This is a genomic window from Streptomyces sp. NPDC030296 (genome assembly GCF_055572815.1).
Genome location: NZ_JBVICQ010000001.1, coordinates 300,850 through 316,176, shown reverse-complemented (window position 1 = coordinate 316,176; position 15,327 = coordinate 300,850). Strand labels below are relative to the sequence as shown.

Below are 15,327 nucleotides of genomic sequence, written 5' to 3'. Positions count from 1 at the left end.
AAAGTCTCTGCGGCCGGCGACCCCCGGCCACCCACACCCCGACTCGTGACGACAGGTCGACGCCTTACCTCCTCGGGTCGGCTGAGGCCGGGGGCGACCGGCGTCCGGACGGGACCGGCGGTCACGCCGCACGCCCGGCCGGGGCGGCCGGGCGTCCCGGTGCGCCGCAGGCGCACCCTTGAGGAAGTGAAGACAGATTCGACCGATCGCCGTCGGTGCTCAGTTGCGGGTGCGTCGGGCGGGCTGCTGGTCGGCGGTGATCCGGTAGGCAAGTTCGGCACGGTCCGCGCCGATGCGGAGTTCTTCGAGGATCAGCGGGGCGTCGTCGATGCCGCACGTGACTCGCGACAGATGCAGGACCGGGGTCGCGTCGGGCAGCCGCAACGCGGTGCGTTCGTCGGGGAGCGGCATGCGGGCGCGGACCGTCTCGGACCACCACAGCTCGTGTCCGGCCTTCGTCAGCATTGCGTACACGGTCGCGGGTTCGGCGTCCGGTGCTTCGGCGAGGTCGGGTACGGCCTCCGCCGTGGCGAACGGGATCAGCGTGCGGTGCATGGCGCGGCTGCCGGTGGCGGGGTCGATCAACAGCCGGTCACAGCCGAAGAGCGCTTCCTCTGCTTCAAGTTCCAGCAGGTGCGCTGTGACTTCGGTGGCATGCGTGCGGTAGGTGCTCGGTTCTTCGGCCTGCTCCCAGGTGGCCACGCCATGCAGCACGAAACGCGCATCGGGCGTTCGGCCTACATGCCCGGAGAGGCTGACGACGGGCCGGGGCTCGGAGCGTACGAAGCTGCCCTTGCCGTGCCGGACGTCGATCAGGCCTTCCGCTCGCAGAGCCGCGATCGCGTTGCGAACGGTCGGGCGCGAGACCTGGTAGCGCGCCATGAGCTGCGCCTCGGACGGCAGCAGGGAAGCGGGTGCGAACTCGCCGGACAGGATCGCTTCGCGGATGGCGGCGGCGACCTGTTGGTACAGGGCTCCGGGGCGCTGGATCTCTGTCATCTCGACACCTTCGGGTTGAGGTCATAGGCACGTCGCACGCTCGACGTCACTCGTCAGCATAAGTAGTTGCTCTCTCGCCGTACAGGACCTCATAGTCATAACTCGTAAGGACAAGTGACGTCTGAATGTGTCGGGCGTCCGAACTGGCCAAGGAGGCCGAACAACATGCAGTCCATTCCCGTGGACACGGCGCGACTGGGCGTACTGCGGTGCGCCATTGCGCCCGAAGTGAAGGTCAGCAACTCCGAGACACAGGAGGTCAAGAGGGATCGCGAGGGCAACCCCGTCTACACCGTGGCCGTCACCGTGCGGCAGGACAGGCGGCGCATCTCCGTGATCGAGATCGCCGTGAGCGGTGAGCCGAAGGGGATCGAGGAAGGGCAGATCGTCAAGGTCACCGGGCTGACGGCGTTCGCCTGGGCGATGGGTGACCGGCACGGGATCAGTTTCCGCGCCGACGCCGTCACGCCCGTGCACGCAACTCCGGCACCCGCCAAGGGCGGTGGCGCGTGATGAGCGCTTCCATCGTGCTCGCCTTCGGGCTTGCCGTACTGGCGTGGGTGCTTGTCGTGGGTGACCTGGCACGTCGGCACCGTCCCCTCTGGCACTGGTACCTGGCCGGCTATCCGGCGACCGCCTGCCGGGTGATATTCACCTGGCGCAAGGTCGCCATGCTCAACGACCTCACCGTCTCCAAGCGCCCGCCGCGCGGGCTGCTCGGGGATGTGGTGGTCAAAGGTGATCCACTGCGCCCGATCGCTCCGCGGATCTCCTTCCCACGTGCCACACGCATGGGCCTGACTGTCCTCGTACGGCTGCATGCAGGCCAGACCCCGGCGACATATCTGAAAGCGGCGGACGCGCTCGTGCATGCCTGGCGTGTGCACGCGGTGCGGGTCACCTCGCCAGAACGCGGCCTCGTGCTCCTGACGGCGACCGCATCCGATCCACTGGCCCGGCCCGGCTTAGCCACCGCGCCCGCTGCTCTGCTGTCCGCCCTCATCGGTGCACTGGAAAGCGGTGGTGCGTGGGTGATGGACCTTCGGCTCGTCCCGCACTGGCTCATCACGGGCGCAACCCGGTCGGGCAAGTCCACCCTGCTGGCCCGGCTCATCACGCAACTCGCACCGCAACCCGTCGCCCTGGTCGGCATCGACTGCAAGGGCGGCATGGAACTCGGCCTGTTCGCCGGGCGGCTGAGCGCCCTCGCGACCTGCCGCCGTGAAGCAGTCGCCGTCCTCAGCACACTCGTCGTCGACATGCAGGACCGCATGGCAGCCTGCCAGTCGGCCGGCGTCCGCTCCATCTGGGAACTGCCCGACAAGCTCCGGCCCGTCCCGGTCGTGGTCATCGTCGACGAGATCGCCGAGCTGTACCTCTCGGACGGCACCCGCGAGAGCAAGGCAGAAGCCGAACAGTGCTCCACCCTCCTGCTACGCCTGGCGCAGCTCGGGGCCGCGCTCGGCCTGCACCTGGTCGTCGCCGGGCAACGCGTCGGCTCCGACCTCGGGCCTGGTGTCACCGCGCTGCGGGCGCAGCTCATCGGACGCATCTGCCACCGGGTCAACGATCCCGGCACGGCCGAAATGACGTTGGGCGACCTGAACAAGGACGCCGTGGCCGTGGCTCAGTCGATCACTGCGGAGGAACAGGGCGTGGCCGTCTGCACCAACCCTGACGGCGGCTGGAGCCGTGCCCGCTCCCACCTCACGACGACCGAGCAAGCCGTGTCGACCGCCCGGAAGCACGCGGAGATGGTCCCGGAACTGCCCGACCTCGGCCGCGCCCTGGCGGCGCTGGAAGGAGACGACAAGTGATCAGCGTAGGAACGGCGTTCACGTTCGCGGTGATCTTCGGAATCATCACCGTCCTCCTCGTCCGCTCCCGTGACGTCCGCGCCTGGGAAGCGGTCTGCGTCGGACTCTTCGGCCTCTACCTCGGCCAGACACCCGTGATCTACACCGTCCACGGCTTCGTCACCTGGCTGATCACCGGCTTCTCCCACACCTGACAGAACGGAGCGAGACATGCCCATGCCGCGCGTGAGGTGCCCCTTCTGCAAGGGCGACGGGGCCCGTAGGACCTGGACCGGCCGACGCCACCGCTGCCGCGTCTGCCGGGGGACCGGAACCATCCGCTGAACCCACCCACCACAGCCATTCAACGGAGGTGATCCCCATGACCCACCGCGCACGACCACCCCTCACCCGTGCCGCTTCGGCGGCCCACCCCGAAAGGGCCCCACCATCACCCCGGCAGACACCCCGGCTGACAGGCGCGCCGTCCTCGACCGCGCGGCGCGCCTGCGTCAGCTCCCCGAAACAGACCGCGACGCAATCCGCCTCGCTCAAGATCCCCAGTTCGCCCGCTGGCTCGACCAGATCACCGCAACCGGTGGCTGCGCCCACCCCGTCCACCTCTCCGGCTCAACCACCACGCTGGACGGCACGACCGGCGAGATCCTGCACCACTACGACACTCGCAGCGAACCCGGCGAACGCCTCCTCGTCCGCTGTCGCAACAGACGCGCTACCGTCTGCGCCCCTTGCTCCCGACTCCACGCGGGCGACACCTTTCATCTCGTCCGCGCGGGTCTTACCGGTGGCAAGAACGTCCCTGCCACAGTCCGCCACCGGCCCCGGCTCTTCATCACCCTCACCGCTCCCTCCTTCGGCCCGGTCCACCGCGCCGGAAACGACCGATGCCGCCCCCGCCGCGACGGCGGCACCTGCGAACACGGGCGCCCCTCGGGCTGCGCTGCGGTCCACGCCCCGGACGCTTCTGCCGTCGGTCAACCGCTCTGCACCGACTGTTACGACTACACAGCCCACGTGCTCTGGCACGCGCACGCAGGCAAACTGTGGGACCGCTTCGTCATCGGCGTACGGCGACACCTCGCCACCTCGGCAGGCCTCGTTCAGTCCCGCTTCTCCGACCACACCCGGCTGTCCTTCGCTCGCGTCGCCGAGTACCAGAAGCGGGCGGCCGTCCACGTGCACGCCGTCGTCCGCCTCGATGGCCCGAACGGACCCAGCGACGAACCCCCAGCCTGGGGCACCGCCGACCAGATCGCCGACGCCGTGCAAGCCTCCGCGGAGCGGGTCCTCGTCCGCACTCCCTACAGCCCCGCCGTCGGCGAACTCGCCCTCCACTGGGGCTCCCAGATCGACACGCGCCCCCTGCACACCGACGGCGACGGGTCCGCAGACGACGCCGTAGCTGCATACGTCGCCAAGTACGTCACCAAGGGAGCCAGCGAGACAGGCGCCGGCACCGACCACAAGCTCTCCACCTGCGATGACCTCGACACCGCACCCGTGAGCAGACACATCCGCACCCTCATGCGTACGTGCTGGCGCCTCGGCGGCCTCCCCGAGTACGCGCCCCTGCACCTGCGGGCTTGGGCCCACACCCTCGGCTACCGGGGCCACATCCTCACCAAATCCCGCGCTTACTCGACGACGTACGCCGCGCTACGCGCTGAACGCGCCCACCACGTCGGCCATGCCGAAGTCCCCGGCGCAGTCACTGAGGGTCAATGGCGCTACATCGGCTCCGGTCATACACCCGGCGCCGCGCTCATCGCTGCCGGAGTCGCCGACGACCTTGCGGCGTCCCGGCGGCTCGGCGCGGAGGCACTGAAAGAGGGGAGTGGGTTCGATAACCGCTCCGCCTGAACGTGAGCTGCAAGAGCCTTGGTGGTCGCGGCTGTCGCGGTCGGGCGTCCGCAGGGTTGCGAGCCACATCGAGAGCGAGATCGTGATCGTCGACGATGACGGTACGGAGGAACCGTTTGACTCCGCATCCTGGTCTGCGTGAGACGAGAAGCCGCCTCCCTTTGCCCTTCGGGAGGCGGCTCCGCATGCGTACTGGCTGGGCGGTTTCAGAAGGCTTCCGCGAAGTCGTCTTCCTTGAGCACCAGGCGGTCTCTCACATCCCTCGGGATCATGAGTTTCATATGGATGCGCGGAGCGCGTACGCCCTTGACCTTGGTCCGCTTGATCTTGCACTTCACGCCGACGCGAAGAAGGTCGGCAGCCATGGCCTCCATGCCGCCTTCCTCCCAGTGGGCCCGGAACGACTTGCCGTTGTGCACGGCAACCCAGCGGTCGGTGGTGGACTCGGGGTCAATGGCCTCCAACTTCTTGATCAGGTCGTCGAGAGTCTTCTCAGCCCTCTCCTTGGTGAACCGGGTCTTCGTGAAGCGTCCTCCGGGCTCCAGACCAGCCATGTAGTAGCTGATGGACTCTTCGAGCTGCTTCAGCTCCCTGCGGGCCTCTGCGCCCTGGTGGTACTCGCGCACCATGACCGGCTCGTCCCCGAGGACCCTCAGCACGTCGTCGACGAGCTGACCGTAGATCTCCTCCGGGTTGGGCGCGCCCTGGCCTCCGCTTCGGCACTTGCCGCACCGCAGGTATTCGTACGACCTGCCTTTGTTGCTGGTCTTCTGCACGGTCATGTTGGTGCCGCAGTCCTCGCAGAGCAGGACTCCGAGGAACTTCGTCGCTCCATCGGGGTTGCGCGTCGGTTGGTTCTTCCCGCGCCTGTCCAAGGCCTTTTGCAGGCTCTCGAACTCTGCCTCGGTGAACACGGGGTCTGCTACGCGGATGGGCTTCCCGTCGTTGCCCAGGATGACCTTGGACCGGCGTACGCCTCCGCTCTTGTTCTCCTCCACGCGGTATCCCAGGAGGGCGGCGTTCCTGAGGCGGCGCAGCAAGGTCGACGCTGTGAGCCCCGGCCCGCAGAGACCTGCTCGCACGAGGACCTTGACCATGCGCCGGGCGGAAGCGGGTCGCTCTCGCATCGTGGCCTTGCGGCACCAGTGCAGCGCCCTGTAAGCGTCGCGGTCGATGACGAGAACTGTCTTGTCGTCCTTGTTCTTGCTCGTCGTGTAGCCGTACGCCGGCTTGCCCACAAGCCATTCGCTCTGCGTCTTCGTGTAGTCCCAGAGGCTCGTGACGCGTGTGCTCGTGTTGGTCGCCTCGATCTCGGCGATGCCGCCGATGACCGTGACCATGATCTTTCCGGCCGTCGTCGTCAGGTCGATCGAGTCGTGCTTGGAGACGAGATTCTTCCCGTACTTCAGGCACCAGTCGATCATGACGCTGAGATCGGAGAGCCGTCGTACGAAGCGGTCAAGCTTCCAGAAGAGGATCTCGTCGAACTCCGGTGCCCGGTTGTTGAGCCATTCCCCGAGGGACTTGCGCTTCCACGGTGGGACCTTCGTCGCCGACACGTTCAGGTCGCTGGCGACGCCGACCACTCGACACCCGCGCTCCCTGGCCAGCATGCGCAGATCGAGTTCCTGCCGCACTGGCGACGTCGTGTCCTCGGTGAGCACGGACAGGCGAACGGACAGGAGTGCGCGCGGGGCGTCGTCGGGTAACAGCGCCTCCGCGTGCTTCAGCTCCTCTAGAAGGGCAAGGTCCGTCTCCGTCCACTCCGTCTCCACGTCGTACTGCCGCTGTCCTGCTGCGCGTGCCGCCTGCTTCACCATGTCGCCAGGCTAGCTCAGATTTAGTCCTGTTGGTTTATGGCCGCAGATGGACACCCACATCCAGATCGGCCCCACCGGCAAGAAGCTGCTGCCGCTGACCGTGAAGAAGTCCGTCCCGGCGGGGTGAGCGACCCGGTACACCTCGTGCGCGAGACCCCTGTCCTGACCGGCCGGGGGTCTCGCGCGTGATACGGGGACGGGGCCCGTCAGGTGACGACGGTTTCGCTCCCGCCTGTTGACGGCGTTCGGTGCCGGGCGTCTGTTCCTGTCCACCCCGTCGTTGCCCGTCAGGGTGTGCCGCCCGATGTCGGATGTCCACCGACAGGTCGAGTTCAACCGGCAGTCCTCCGCGCAACACGCCGTCGCGCTGCCCGGCCGGCCACCGCGACACGCCGCCCGAAGTCCACGGCCGGCAAGGCCGCGAGGTCCTGGGGGCGGAAGCGCTGAGTGACTCCACCGGCGTGGGCGGCCGCCCCCCGGCCGGTGGGGAAGTCGAGGGGGCTGGGCTGCATCCGGACAGGTCGCCGATGCGTCTCCGTCGTCATGGACCTGGAGAAACGGCCCGCACCGCAGCCCGCCGAGCCGGCGCGCCGGACGCCCCCGCGGCCGACGCCCGCACCGCAGGCGCCCGAGGGGTGCCTCACCGCGGCGATCCGGATTCCCGTACGGATCGTGGTGCTCGTGCTGGTCCTCCCGGTGCGGATGGCGTGGGACGCGCTCGTCGTCGTGGGCCGGTTCCTCGACGACACCGTGCTGCGGCCGATGGGGCGGGCCCTGCTGTGGCTCGCCGAGGCCGTGCTGGTGTGGCCGTGGGTGGCGCTGTGGCGCCATGTCGTCGTGCCGGCCGCCAAGGGGCTCGGCCGGCTCGGGTACTGGCTGCTCGTCCTTCCACTGGTCTGGCTCTTTGGGTACGTCCTGTCCCCGATCGGCCGCGCCGTCGCGTGGGCGGCGTGCGGTGTCTGGACCGGGGTGGTTTGGGCCGCCACCGGCACGTGGGCCGGGGTGGTTTGGGCCGCCACCGGTATCCGGGCCGGGCTCGGGTGGCTGTACGGGTGGACGCTGGTTCCGCTGGGGCGGGGCCTCGCCTGGCTGGCCAGGGGGCTGTGGCGCGGGATCGCCGCCTTCGGGCTCGGGGTGTTCGCGGTCGTGGCCTGGCTGGTGCGGTACCTCGTCGTCGTACCGGCCGGGTGGCTGTACCGATGGGTGCTGACGCCCGTGGGCCGTGCCCTCGCGTGGACCGCCGGGGGAGTCCTCTGGCTCATACGGATGATCCTCACCGGGGCCGGGCTCGGCCTCTACTGGACGCTGCGCGTCCTGCTCGTGCTGCCCGCGCTCGCGCTGTGGCGGTGGGTGCTCGCCCCGGTCGGGCGCGCCCTCGCCGTCGTCGGACGCGAGGTCCTGGACGCGCTCGGCCATGCCTGGCGGATCGCCGGACACCTCTCCCTCGCCGTCGGGCGGGCCCTGGCCACCCTCTTCCGCCGGCTCGTCGCCGAGCCGACGCGCTGGGTGTACCGCACCGTCCTCACCCCCGTCGGCCATGTCGTACGGGACATGATCTGGAAGCCCGCCGCCGCTGCCGCCCGCGCCGTCGACCGCACCGCCCGCCAGACCCTGGACACCGCCCGCGCGTCCCTCCGGCAGGCCCGCGCCAGTGTGCGCCAGGCACTCCTAGCGCGGCCCATGGAACCGGTGCCGGTCGCCCGGCGGGAACCGCGAGCCGCCGAGGCACGTACTCTTGGTAGCAGTACGACCGCTCTCACGAAGGAATGAACGACACTGGGCAAGCGACAGCCCGAAGGCCCGCCGCCCGCACCCGCGGTGCAGCGCATCCGACTGCGTTACACCAAGCGCGGCCGCCTCCGGTTCACCAGCCACCGTGACTTCCAGCGCGCCTTCGAGCGTGCGCTGCGCCGCGCCGAGGTGCCCATGGCGTACTCGGCGGGGTTCACGCCGCATCCGAAGGTGTCGTACGCCAATGCCGCACCCACCGGCACGGGCAGCGAGGCGGAGTACCTCGAGATCGCGCTCACCGAGGCGCGCGACCCGGAGAAGCTCCGGATCCTCCTCGACGAGTCGCTGCCCACCGGGCTCGACATCGTCGACGCGGTCGAGGCCCGCACCTCCGGCCTCGCCGACCGGCTCACGGCCTCCGTCTGGGAGCTGCGGCTGGACGGCGTGGACCCGGCGGACGCCGCCCGCGCGGTGGCGGCCTTCAACGCGGCCGACGCCGTCGAGGTCCAGCGCATGACCAAGAACGGCGTACGGACGTTCGACGCCCGTGCCGCCGTGGTCGAACTCGACCGGGTCGACGGCGCCGAGACGCCGAGTCCCGAGGCTGATAGGCCGACCGACCAGCCCTGTGCGATACTGCGGCTGGTTGTTCGGCACGTGACGCCTGCCGTACGACCCGACGACGTCCTGTCCGGTCTCCGCGCCGTGGCCGACCTGGCGCCGCCGGTCCCCGCAGCGGTGACCAGGCTGGCGCAGGGGCTGTTCGATGAAGAGACCGGCTCGGTGACCGACCCGCTCGCGCCCGACCGCGAGGCAGCGGCGGCCCTCACAACGGCCGCCCCCACTGCCGCCGCGAAGGCGTCGGAGCCGGTCGGCCCCGCGTAGGACGGACGTCGTAGCGCCGCCCTCGTATCCGGGAGCCACCTGGGTCGGGCAGCGCACCGACCACAAGACTTTCGCCAGGCCGTACGCAACACGGCGTACGGAACCGGCGAGACAGGACACAGAGAGCTCCCGAGCGGCGCCCGCGCCCCGGACGGCGGCAGACGCGTACGACGCGAGCCGCGGACGTCACCGGCCACGCCGGACCCGGGTGCGGCGCCCGGGAGCCTGACGGGAGAAACGCCCGCATGCCCGAACAGATCGAGAACGCGGAGTCCGCGCAGGGCTCCGACCGCAACACGCCCAGCGACACCCTGCCGCCGCGCCGTCGCCGCCGTGCCGCGTCCCGCCCGGCGGGACCGCCGTCCGCGGCGAACGAGGCGTCCGCCGAGACCGTCGAGCCGACCGTGCCGGTGGCGGAGGCCGCGGACCTCGCGAGCACCGACCCCGGTGAGGCCGCTGTGACGGACGAGAACGTCGTGGCCGCCCAGAGCGATGCGGCTGCCGCGACCGACAAGGCGCAGGAGGCCGAGGAGACCGAGGTGTCTTCCGAGGCCGCAGAGGTCGCCGAGGCCGCGCCCGCCGGGCGCACGCGCCGTCGTGCCACGCGCCGCGCCTCCGCGCCCGCCGGCGCCCCCAAGGGTGCCGAGGCCGCCGAGATCGCCGAGACCGTCGTGCCGGCCCCCGCCGAGGAGAGCGCCGCCGTCACCGAGGCGTCCGCTGCCGCCGAGGTGTCCGCCCCCGCCGAGGATGCCGCGCCCGCCGAGGTGTCCGCCCCCGCCGCACGTCCGCGTCGCCGCGCCACCCGCCGCGCGTCGGCCCCCGTCGGCGCCCCCCAGGCCGCCGAGACCGTGGTCGCCGCCGAGAGCACCGGGGCGGCCGCGCCCGAGACCGCCGCCGACGCCTCCGCCGGGGCAACCGACAGCAAGACCGCCGAGCCCGCCGCCGAGGCCGCAGAGGTCGCCGAGGCCACGCCCGCCGGGCGTACGCGCCGTCGTGCCACGCGCCGCGCCTCCGCGCCCGCCGGTGAGCCGAAGGCGGCCGAGGCCGTGGAGGCCCCCGCCGAGACCCCGCAGGCCCCGGAGACCGCGGCCCCCGTGGAGGCCGCGCCCGCCGCCGTCGCGGACGAGGCCGCCGCCGAGCCCGCTCAGGACGCCGCGCCCGTCGAGGCGGCGGCCGAGGAGGCCGCGCCGCGCCGGACACGCCGTCGCGCCACGCGCCGGGTGACCGCCCCCACGGGCGCCCCCGAGAGCGAGACCTCCACCGGCACCCCGTCGGCCGAGGCCCCCGCCGTCGAGACCCCGGCCGCCACAGCTCAGGCCACCGCCGAGCCCGCGCCCGCCCAGGCGCCCTCCGCCCCGGCCGCGCAGGCGTCCGTCGAGAGCGAGGACGGCGGGGCGCGGCGCGCCCGGCGCCGGGTCGCCCGTAAGGCGGCCGTCGGGTTCTCCGAGCCGACGGCGTCCGCGGCCGAGGACGCGCCCGCGCGGCCCGCCCGGCCCGCCGTGGCCGTGTTCCGTGCCCCGGTGTTCACCGAGCCGATGTTCCAGACGCCGGAGCGGGCCGCCGCACAGGCCGCCGCCGAGGCCGAGGCGGAGGTCGCCGAGAGCGACGAGACCACCGAGCCCGGCGGGTACGCCCAGGAGGAGACCACCGGCGGGTCGCGTCGTCGGCGCCGCCGCCGCGGCGAGCCCGCCGAGGCGGAGCCCGTGACGGCCGACGAGGCCCCCGAGCCCACCGAGGCCGACGAGGCCGAGGAGTCGGACGAGTCCGAGGAGCCCGAGGGGGCGTCCGAGGACGGTGCCGACGACGAGTTCGGCGAGGAGGAGACCACCGGGTCGCGGCGTCGCCGCCGCCGTGGCGGCCGTCGCCGTCGCCGGGGCGAGTCGGCCGAGGGCGAGGGCGACGAGGTCGCCGCCGAGCAGGCCGCGCAGGACGCCGAGGACACCGCCGAGCAGGTCGACGAGGACGCCGAGGACGAGGGCGACTCCGACGAGCGCGACGAGGCCTCCGGCTCCAGCAGCAGCCGTCGCCGCCGTCGCCGTCGCCGTCGCGCCGGGGACTCCTCCGGTGAGGCCGACGCCGCGTCGGACGACCCCGAGCGCACCGTCGTCAAGGTCCGCGAGCCGCGTGAGCGGCGCGCCAAGGAGACCGAGCCGTCGGACGAGGTGCAGTCCATCAAGGGCTCGACCCGTCTGGAGGCGAAGAAGCAGCGCCGCAGGGAAGGCCGTGAGCAGGGGCGCCGTCGCGTCCCGATCATCACCGAGGCCGAGTTCCTCGCCCGCCGCGAGGCCGTCGAGCGCGTCATGGTCGTCCGCCAGAGCGGCGAGCGCACCCAGATCGGCGTACTCGAGGACAACGTGCTCGTCGAGCACTACGTCAACAAGGAGCAGGCCACCTCGTACGTCGGCAACGTCTACCTCGGCAAGGTGCAGAACGTGCTGCCGTCGATGGAGGCCGCGTTCATCGACATCGGCAAGGGCCGCAACGCCGTCCTGTACGCCGGTGAGGTGAACTTCGAGGCACTCGGCATGGCCAACGGGCCGCGCCGTATCGAGTCCGCGCTGAAGTCCGGGCAGTCCGTGCTCGTCCAGGTCACCAAGGACCCGATCGGACACAAGGGCGCCCGCCTGACCAGCCAGGTCTCGCTGCCCGGCCGCTACCTCGTCTACGTCCCCGAGGGGTCGATGACCGGTATCAGCCGCAAGCTGCCCGACACCGAGCGGGCCCGGCTGAAGACCATCCTCAAGAAGATCGTCCCCGAGGACGCGGGCGTCATCGTGCGCACCGCCGCCGAGGGTGCGAGCGAGGACGAGCTGCGCCGTGACGTCGAACGGCTCCAGGCGCAGTGGGAGGACATCCAGAAGAAGGCGAAGAACGGCAACGCCCCGACGCTGCTGTACGGCGAGCCGGACATGACCGTCCGTGTCGTCCGCGACATCTTCAACGAGGACTTCTCCAAGGTCATCGTCAGCGGCGAAGACGCCTGGGAGACCATCCACGGATACGTCTCCCACGTCGCGCCCGACCTCGCGGACCGGCTGCAGAAGTGGACCTCCGAAGTCGACGTCTTCGCCACGTACCGCATCGACGAGCAGCTGATGAAGGCGCTGGACCGCAAGGTGTGGCTGCCCAGCGGCGGTTCGCTGGTGATCGACAAGACCGAGGCCATGGTCGTGATCGACGTCAACACCGGCAAGTTCACCGGCCAGGGCGGCAACCTGGAGGAGACGGTCACCAGGAACAACCTGGAGGCGGCCGAGGAGATCGTGCGCCAACTGCGGCTGCGCGACCTCGGCGGCATCGTCGTCATCGACTTCATCGACATGGTGCTGGAGTCCAACCGGGACCTGGTGCTGCGGCGCCTGCTGGAGTGCCTGGGCCGCGACCGTACGAAGCACCAGGTCGCCGAGGTCACCTCGCTGGGCCTGGTGCAGATGACCCGCAAGCGGGTCGGGCAGGGTCTGCTGGAGTCCTTCTCCGAGACCTGCGTCCACTGCAACGGGCGCGGCGTGATCGTGCACATGGACCAGCCGACGGCCGCCGGTGGCGGTGGCAAGCGCCGCAAGCGCGGGCGTGGCGGCGCGGAGCAGGACCACGAGCACGTGGCCGCGCCCGAGGCCGTCGAGCCGGAGGCCGCCGAGACGGTGGAGCCGGCCGAGGTCGCGGAGGTGGCCGCCGAGGTCGCCGAGCCCGTGGCGCTGCCCTCGCCCGAGTTCGAGCCGGACGAGGAGCTGTACAGCAGCGTCGCCGAGGCGGAGGCCGCGGTCACACGCGGCCGTTCGCGGCGCCGGGTGACCCGTCGGGCCTCCGCGCCCTCGGGTGCGCCGAAGCGCCGGGAGACCGTGGAGGTCGCCCCGTCCGAGGACGCCGAGGAGCGGGCTCCCAAGTCGCGTGAGGCCGCCGAGGCCGAGCCGGTCGCGGTGGAGGACCCGGTCGTCGAGACGCCGGCCGCGGTGAGCGCCGAGGAGGCCGCGCCCAAGGGCCGTACGCGTCGGCGGGCGACCCGGAAGGTCTCCGCGCCCGCGGGTGCCCCCGCCGGGACGGCCGCGGACGACGCCGTGGTGACCGTGGCCGAGTCCGTCGCGGAGCCGGTCGTCGAGGCCGTGGCCGAGCCGGTCGTGGAAGCGGCGGCGGAGCAGCCCGAGACGGTCCCCGCCGAGAGCGCGGCTCCGGCCCGCCCGAGGCGGCGTGCCGTGCGCAAGGCGACGGCGCCCACCGCGTCGGAGGAGACCGCGGTAGTGGTCGTGCCGTCCTCCGCGGAGGAGACGGCGCAGGCTCCGGCCGAGGACGCCGCCGCGGTCGCGGAGGAGTCCGAGGCGCCCGCCAAGAAGGCGGCGGCGCGGAAGACGGCCAAGAAGGCGACGGCGAAGAAGGCCGCCACGAAGAAGACGGCGGCCAAGAAGACGGTCGCCAAGAAGGCCACGGCCAAGAAGGTGGCGACGAAGAAGTCGGCCTCGAAGAAGACCACGGTCGCCGCCGAGCAGGCGTCGAACACGGTCACCGCTTCGACCGACGAGAGCTGAGCCCCACGGGGCGGGCCACGGCCCGCCCCGCACCGAGGCCCCCGTCCGGCGGATCAACTGCCGGGCGGGGGCCTTCGCGTTGCCCGGACAGGGGCGAGAAAGCTCACACAACGCGGCGATGTTTGGGGCGGTTTGGGCCACACTTTTGGCGCGTAAGCACCCCCTGCCTCTTGGATCACCCGCAGACGCCTGCAAAACTCACCTAGTTGTACGAGCAAGAGCGTTGAAGCACTACCTCGACGCACGGTCCGCCTGCGGGGGCGAGCACCCGGGACCGTGAGCGGGGAACGGGGAGGGGATCGCATGGCGCGTGTGCGCCTGACGAGCACGAGGCGGCACCGCCCTGGGGGGCCGGCCGGGGCCGCGCGCAAGGCGCTGGCGCTGGCCACGGTCCTGTCGGCGGCCGGGGTGCAGACCGCGGTCTCCGCCGGAACCGCGCAGGCCGCCCCCACCTGGACCGAAGGGCCCGTCTTCAACGACCCGTTGGGCGAGGAGAGCGAGCAACTCGCGATACGTACGCGTCTCATCGACCTGACGGCGGCCGCGCTGCCCGGCTCCACCATCAAGGTCGCCGTCTACCACGTGTGGGAGGCGCCCGTCGTCGACGCGCTCGTCGCCGCCAAGGACCGGGGCGTCAACGTCCAGGTACTGCTGGACGAGTCGAGCGTCAGCGACCGCCCCGCCAACACCGCGTACGGCAGCCTCGTCGCCGCGCTCGGCACCGACCGCACGAAGGGCTCGTACATCGCGACCTGCCCCGTCGACAGGTCCTGCCTCGGCGACCCGAAGTACGGGCAGTCGATCATGCACAACAAGTTCTGGCTGTTCTCGGCGGTCGAGGGCGCAACGAACGTCGTCGTGCAGACGACCTCGAACTCGACGCCCTCCGCGCACACCAAGTTCTTCAACGACGCGCTGCTGCTGCCGAACAACCCGACGATGTACGACGCCTACGCGGACTACTTCGACACGATGGTGGGCCGGGACTGGGCGGGCTGGGAGTACCGGACCGTCAGCAACGGCCTGTACAAGGCCTACTTCTTCCCCCGGGCGGGGAGCACACGGGCCACCGACAGCGTGTACTCGGTGCTCAACAACGTGCAGTGCTCCTACAAGGACACCGCCGGGGTCACCCGGAAGACGTGGGTACGGGTGGCGATCTTCAAGATCACGCGGATGGCGATCGCCGAGAAGCTGGTCGCGCTGAAGAAGGCCGGCTGCAACGTGAGCATCGTGTACGCCGAGTCGGACAGCGCCAAGAGTTCGGGCGGCACGCCGGGCACCTGGGAGAAGATGCACACCTCCGGCGGGCCGACCGTGCGCTGCTACAACGACGACCGGGACCCGCTGAACCCGGGGCAGAAGCTGACCACGCCGTACATCATCCACTCCAAGTACATCCTGGTGGACGGCGCGTACGACGGGGTGCGCAACAAGATCAGCTTCACCGGGTCCGGGAACTACACCGGTCCCGCGCTGCGCGAGAACGACGAGTCGATCGTCAAGGTCGACGACGACGCCGTGCACGACATGTACAAGGCCCACTTCGACCAGGTGATCAAGGTCGCCCATCCGGGCAAGTCCGACACCACGGACCTCTGTAAGGGAGTGAAGCCGCTGCCGGCGGACGGCGAGAAGCCGACCCGGTGAGGCCACGGGCGCCGGGCGGGGCTCGGTTTGACCCGTTCGAGCGTC

The 15,327-nt window shown here is 71.2% G+C and carries 10 protein-coding genes; 8 read left to right on the top strand and 2 right to left on the bottom strand.

Annotation, left to right across the window (positions count from 1 at the left end; all coding sequences use genetic code 11):
* Nucleotides 1–219: 219 nt before the first annotated feature.
* Nucleotides 220–999, bottom strand: a complete 780-nt coding sequence (locus ACZ4Z3_RS01315; RefSeq protein WP_468499097.1) for a GntR family transcriptional regulator — start codon at nt 997–999, stop codon at nt 220–222.
* 165 nt (nt 1,000–1,164) lie between these two features.
* Here ACZ4Z3_RS01315 and ACZ4Z3_RS01310 point away from each other — a divergent pair, with 165 nt between their 5' ends.
* The 4 genes from ACZ4Z3_RS01310 (at nt 1,165) to ACZ4Z3_RS01295 (ending at nt 4,676) form a co-directional block, all read left to right on the top strand.
* Nucleotides 1,165–1,512, top strand: coding sequence for an SCO3933 family regulatory protein (locus tag ACZ4Z3_RS01310; RefSeq protein ID WP_468499096.1), 348 nt, complete (start codon nt 1,165–1,167; stop codon nt 1,510–1,512).
* The gene (locus ACZ4Z3_RS01305; RefSeq protein WP_468499095.1) at nt 1,512–2,816 is read left to right on the top strand and encodes an FtsK/SpoIIIE domain-containing protein; all 1,305 of its coding nucleotides are present in this window, start codon (nt 1,512–1,514) and stop codon (nt 2,814–2,816) included. Before ACZ4Z3_RS01310 ends, ACZ4Z3_RS01305 begins: the two co-directional genes overlap by 1 nt.
* The gene (locus ACZ4Z3_RS01300) at nt 2,813–3,010 is read left to right on the top strand and encodes a hypothetical protein (RefSeq protein WP_009331928.1); all 198 of its coding nucleotides are present in this window, start codon (nt 2,813–2,815) and stop codon (nt 3,008–3,010) included. The genes ACZ4Z3_RS01305 and ACZ4Z3_RS01300 overlap by 4 nt, the downstream gene beginning before the upstream one ends.
* 292 nt (nt 3,011–3,302) lie before the next feature.
* Entirely contained in the window at nt 3,303–4,676 is a 1,374-nt protein-coding gene (locus tag ACZ4Z3_RS01295) for a replication initiator (RefSeq protein ID WP_468499512.1), read from the top strand.
* A gap of 206 nt (nt 4,677–4,882) precedes the next feature.
* Here the strand turns inward: ACZ4Z3_RS01295 and ACZ4Z3_RS01290 are convergent, their stop codons facing one another.
* On the bottom strand, nt 4,883–6,496 hold the full coding sequence (locus ACZ4Z3_RS01290) for a recombinase family protein (RefSeq protein ID WP_468499094.1): 1,614 nt from the start codon (nt 6,494–6,496) through the stop codon (nt 4,883–4,885).
* A gap of 543 nt (nt 6,497–7,039) precedes the next feature.
* On the opposite strand from ACZ4Z3_RS01290, the gene ACZ4Z3_RS01285 reads away from it, so the two are divergent.
* The 4 genes from ACZ4Z3_RS01285 to ACZ4Z3_RS01270 all read left to right on the top strand — a co-directional run bounded on the left by ACZ4Z3_RS01285 (nt 7,040) and on the right by ACZ4Z3_RS01270 (nt 15,282).
* Complete coding sequence (locus ACZ4Z3_RS01285) at nt 7,040–8,266, top strand: hypothetical protein (protein WP_468499093.1); 1,227 nt, start codon at nt 7,040–7,042, stop codon at nt 8,264–8,266.
* Between the two features lie 48 nt (nt 8,267–8,314).
* A complete protein-coding gene (locus ACZ4Z3_RS01280; RefSeq protein WP_468499092.1) occupies nt 8,315–9,112 on the top strand; it encodes a TIGR03936 family radical SAM-associated protein in 798 nt (265 codons plus the stop codon).
* A gap of 245 nt (nt 9,113–9,357) precedes the next feature.
* Nucleotides 9,358–13,632 (top strand): Rne/Rng family ribonuclease, encoded by a 4,275-nt coding sequence (locus ACZ4Z3_RS01275; protein WP_468499091.1) that lies wholly within the window; start codon nt 9,358–9,360, stop codon nt 13,630–13,632.
* A gap of 303 nt (nt 13,633–13,935) precedes the next feature.
* Nucleotides 13,936–15,282: a phospholipase D-like domain-containing protein gene (locus ACZ4Z3_RS01270; protein WP_468499090.1), complete on the top strand. Its 1,347-nt coding sequence runs from the start codon at nt 13,936–13,938 to the stop codon at nt 15,280–15,282.
* Nucleotides 15,283–15,327 lie beyond the last annotated feature (45 nt).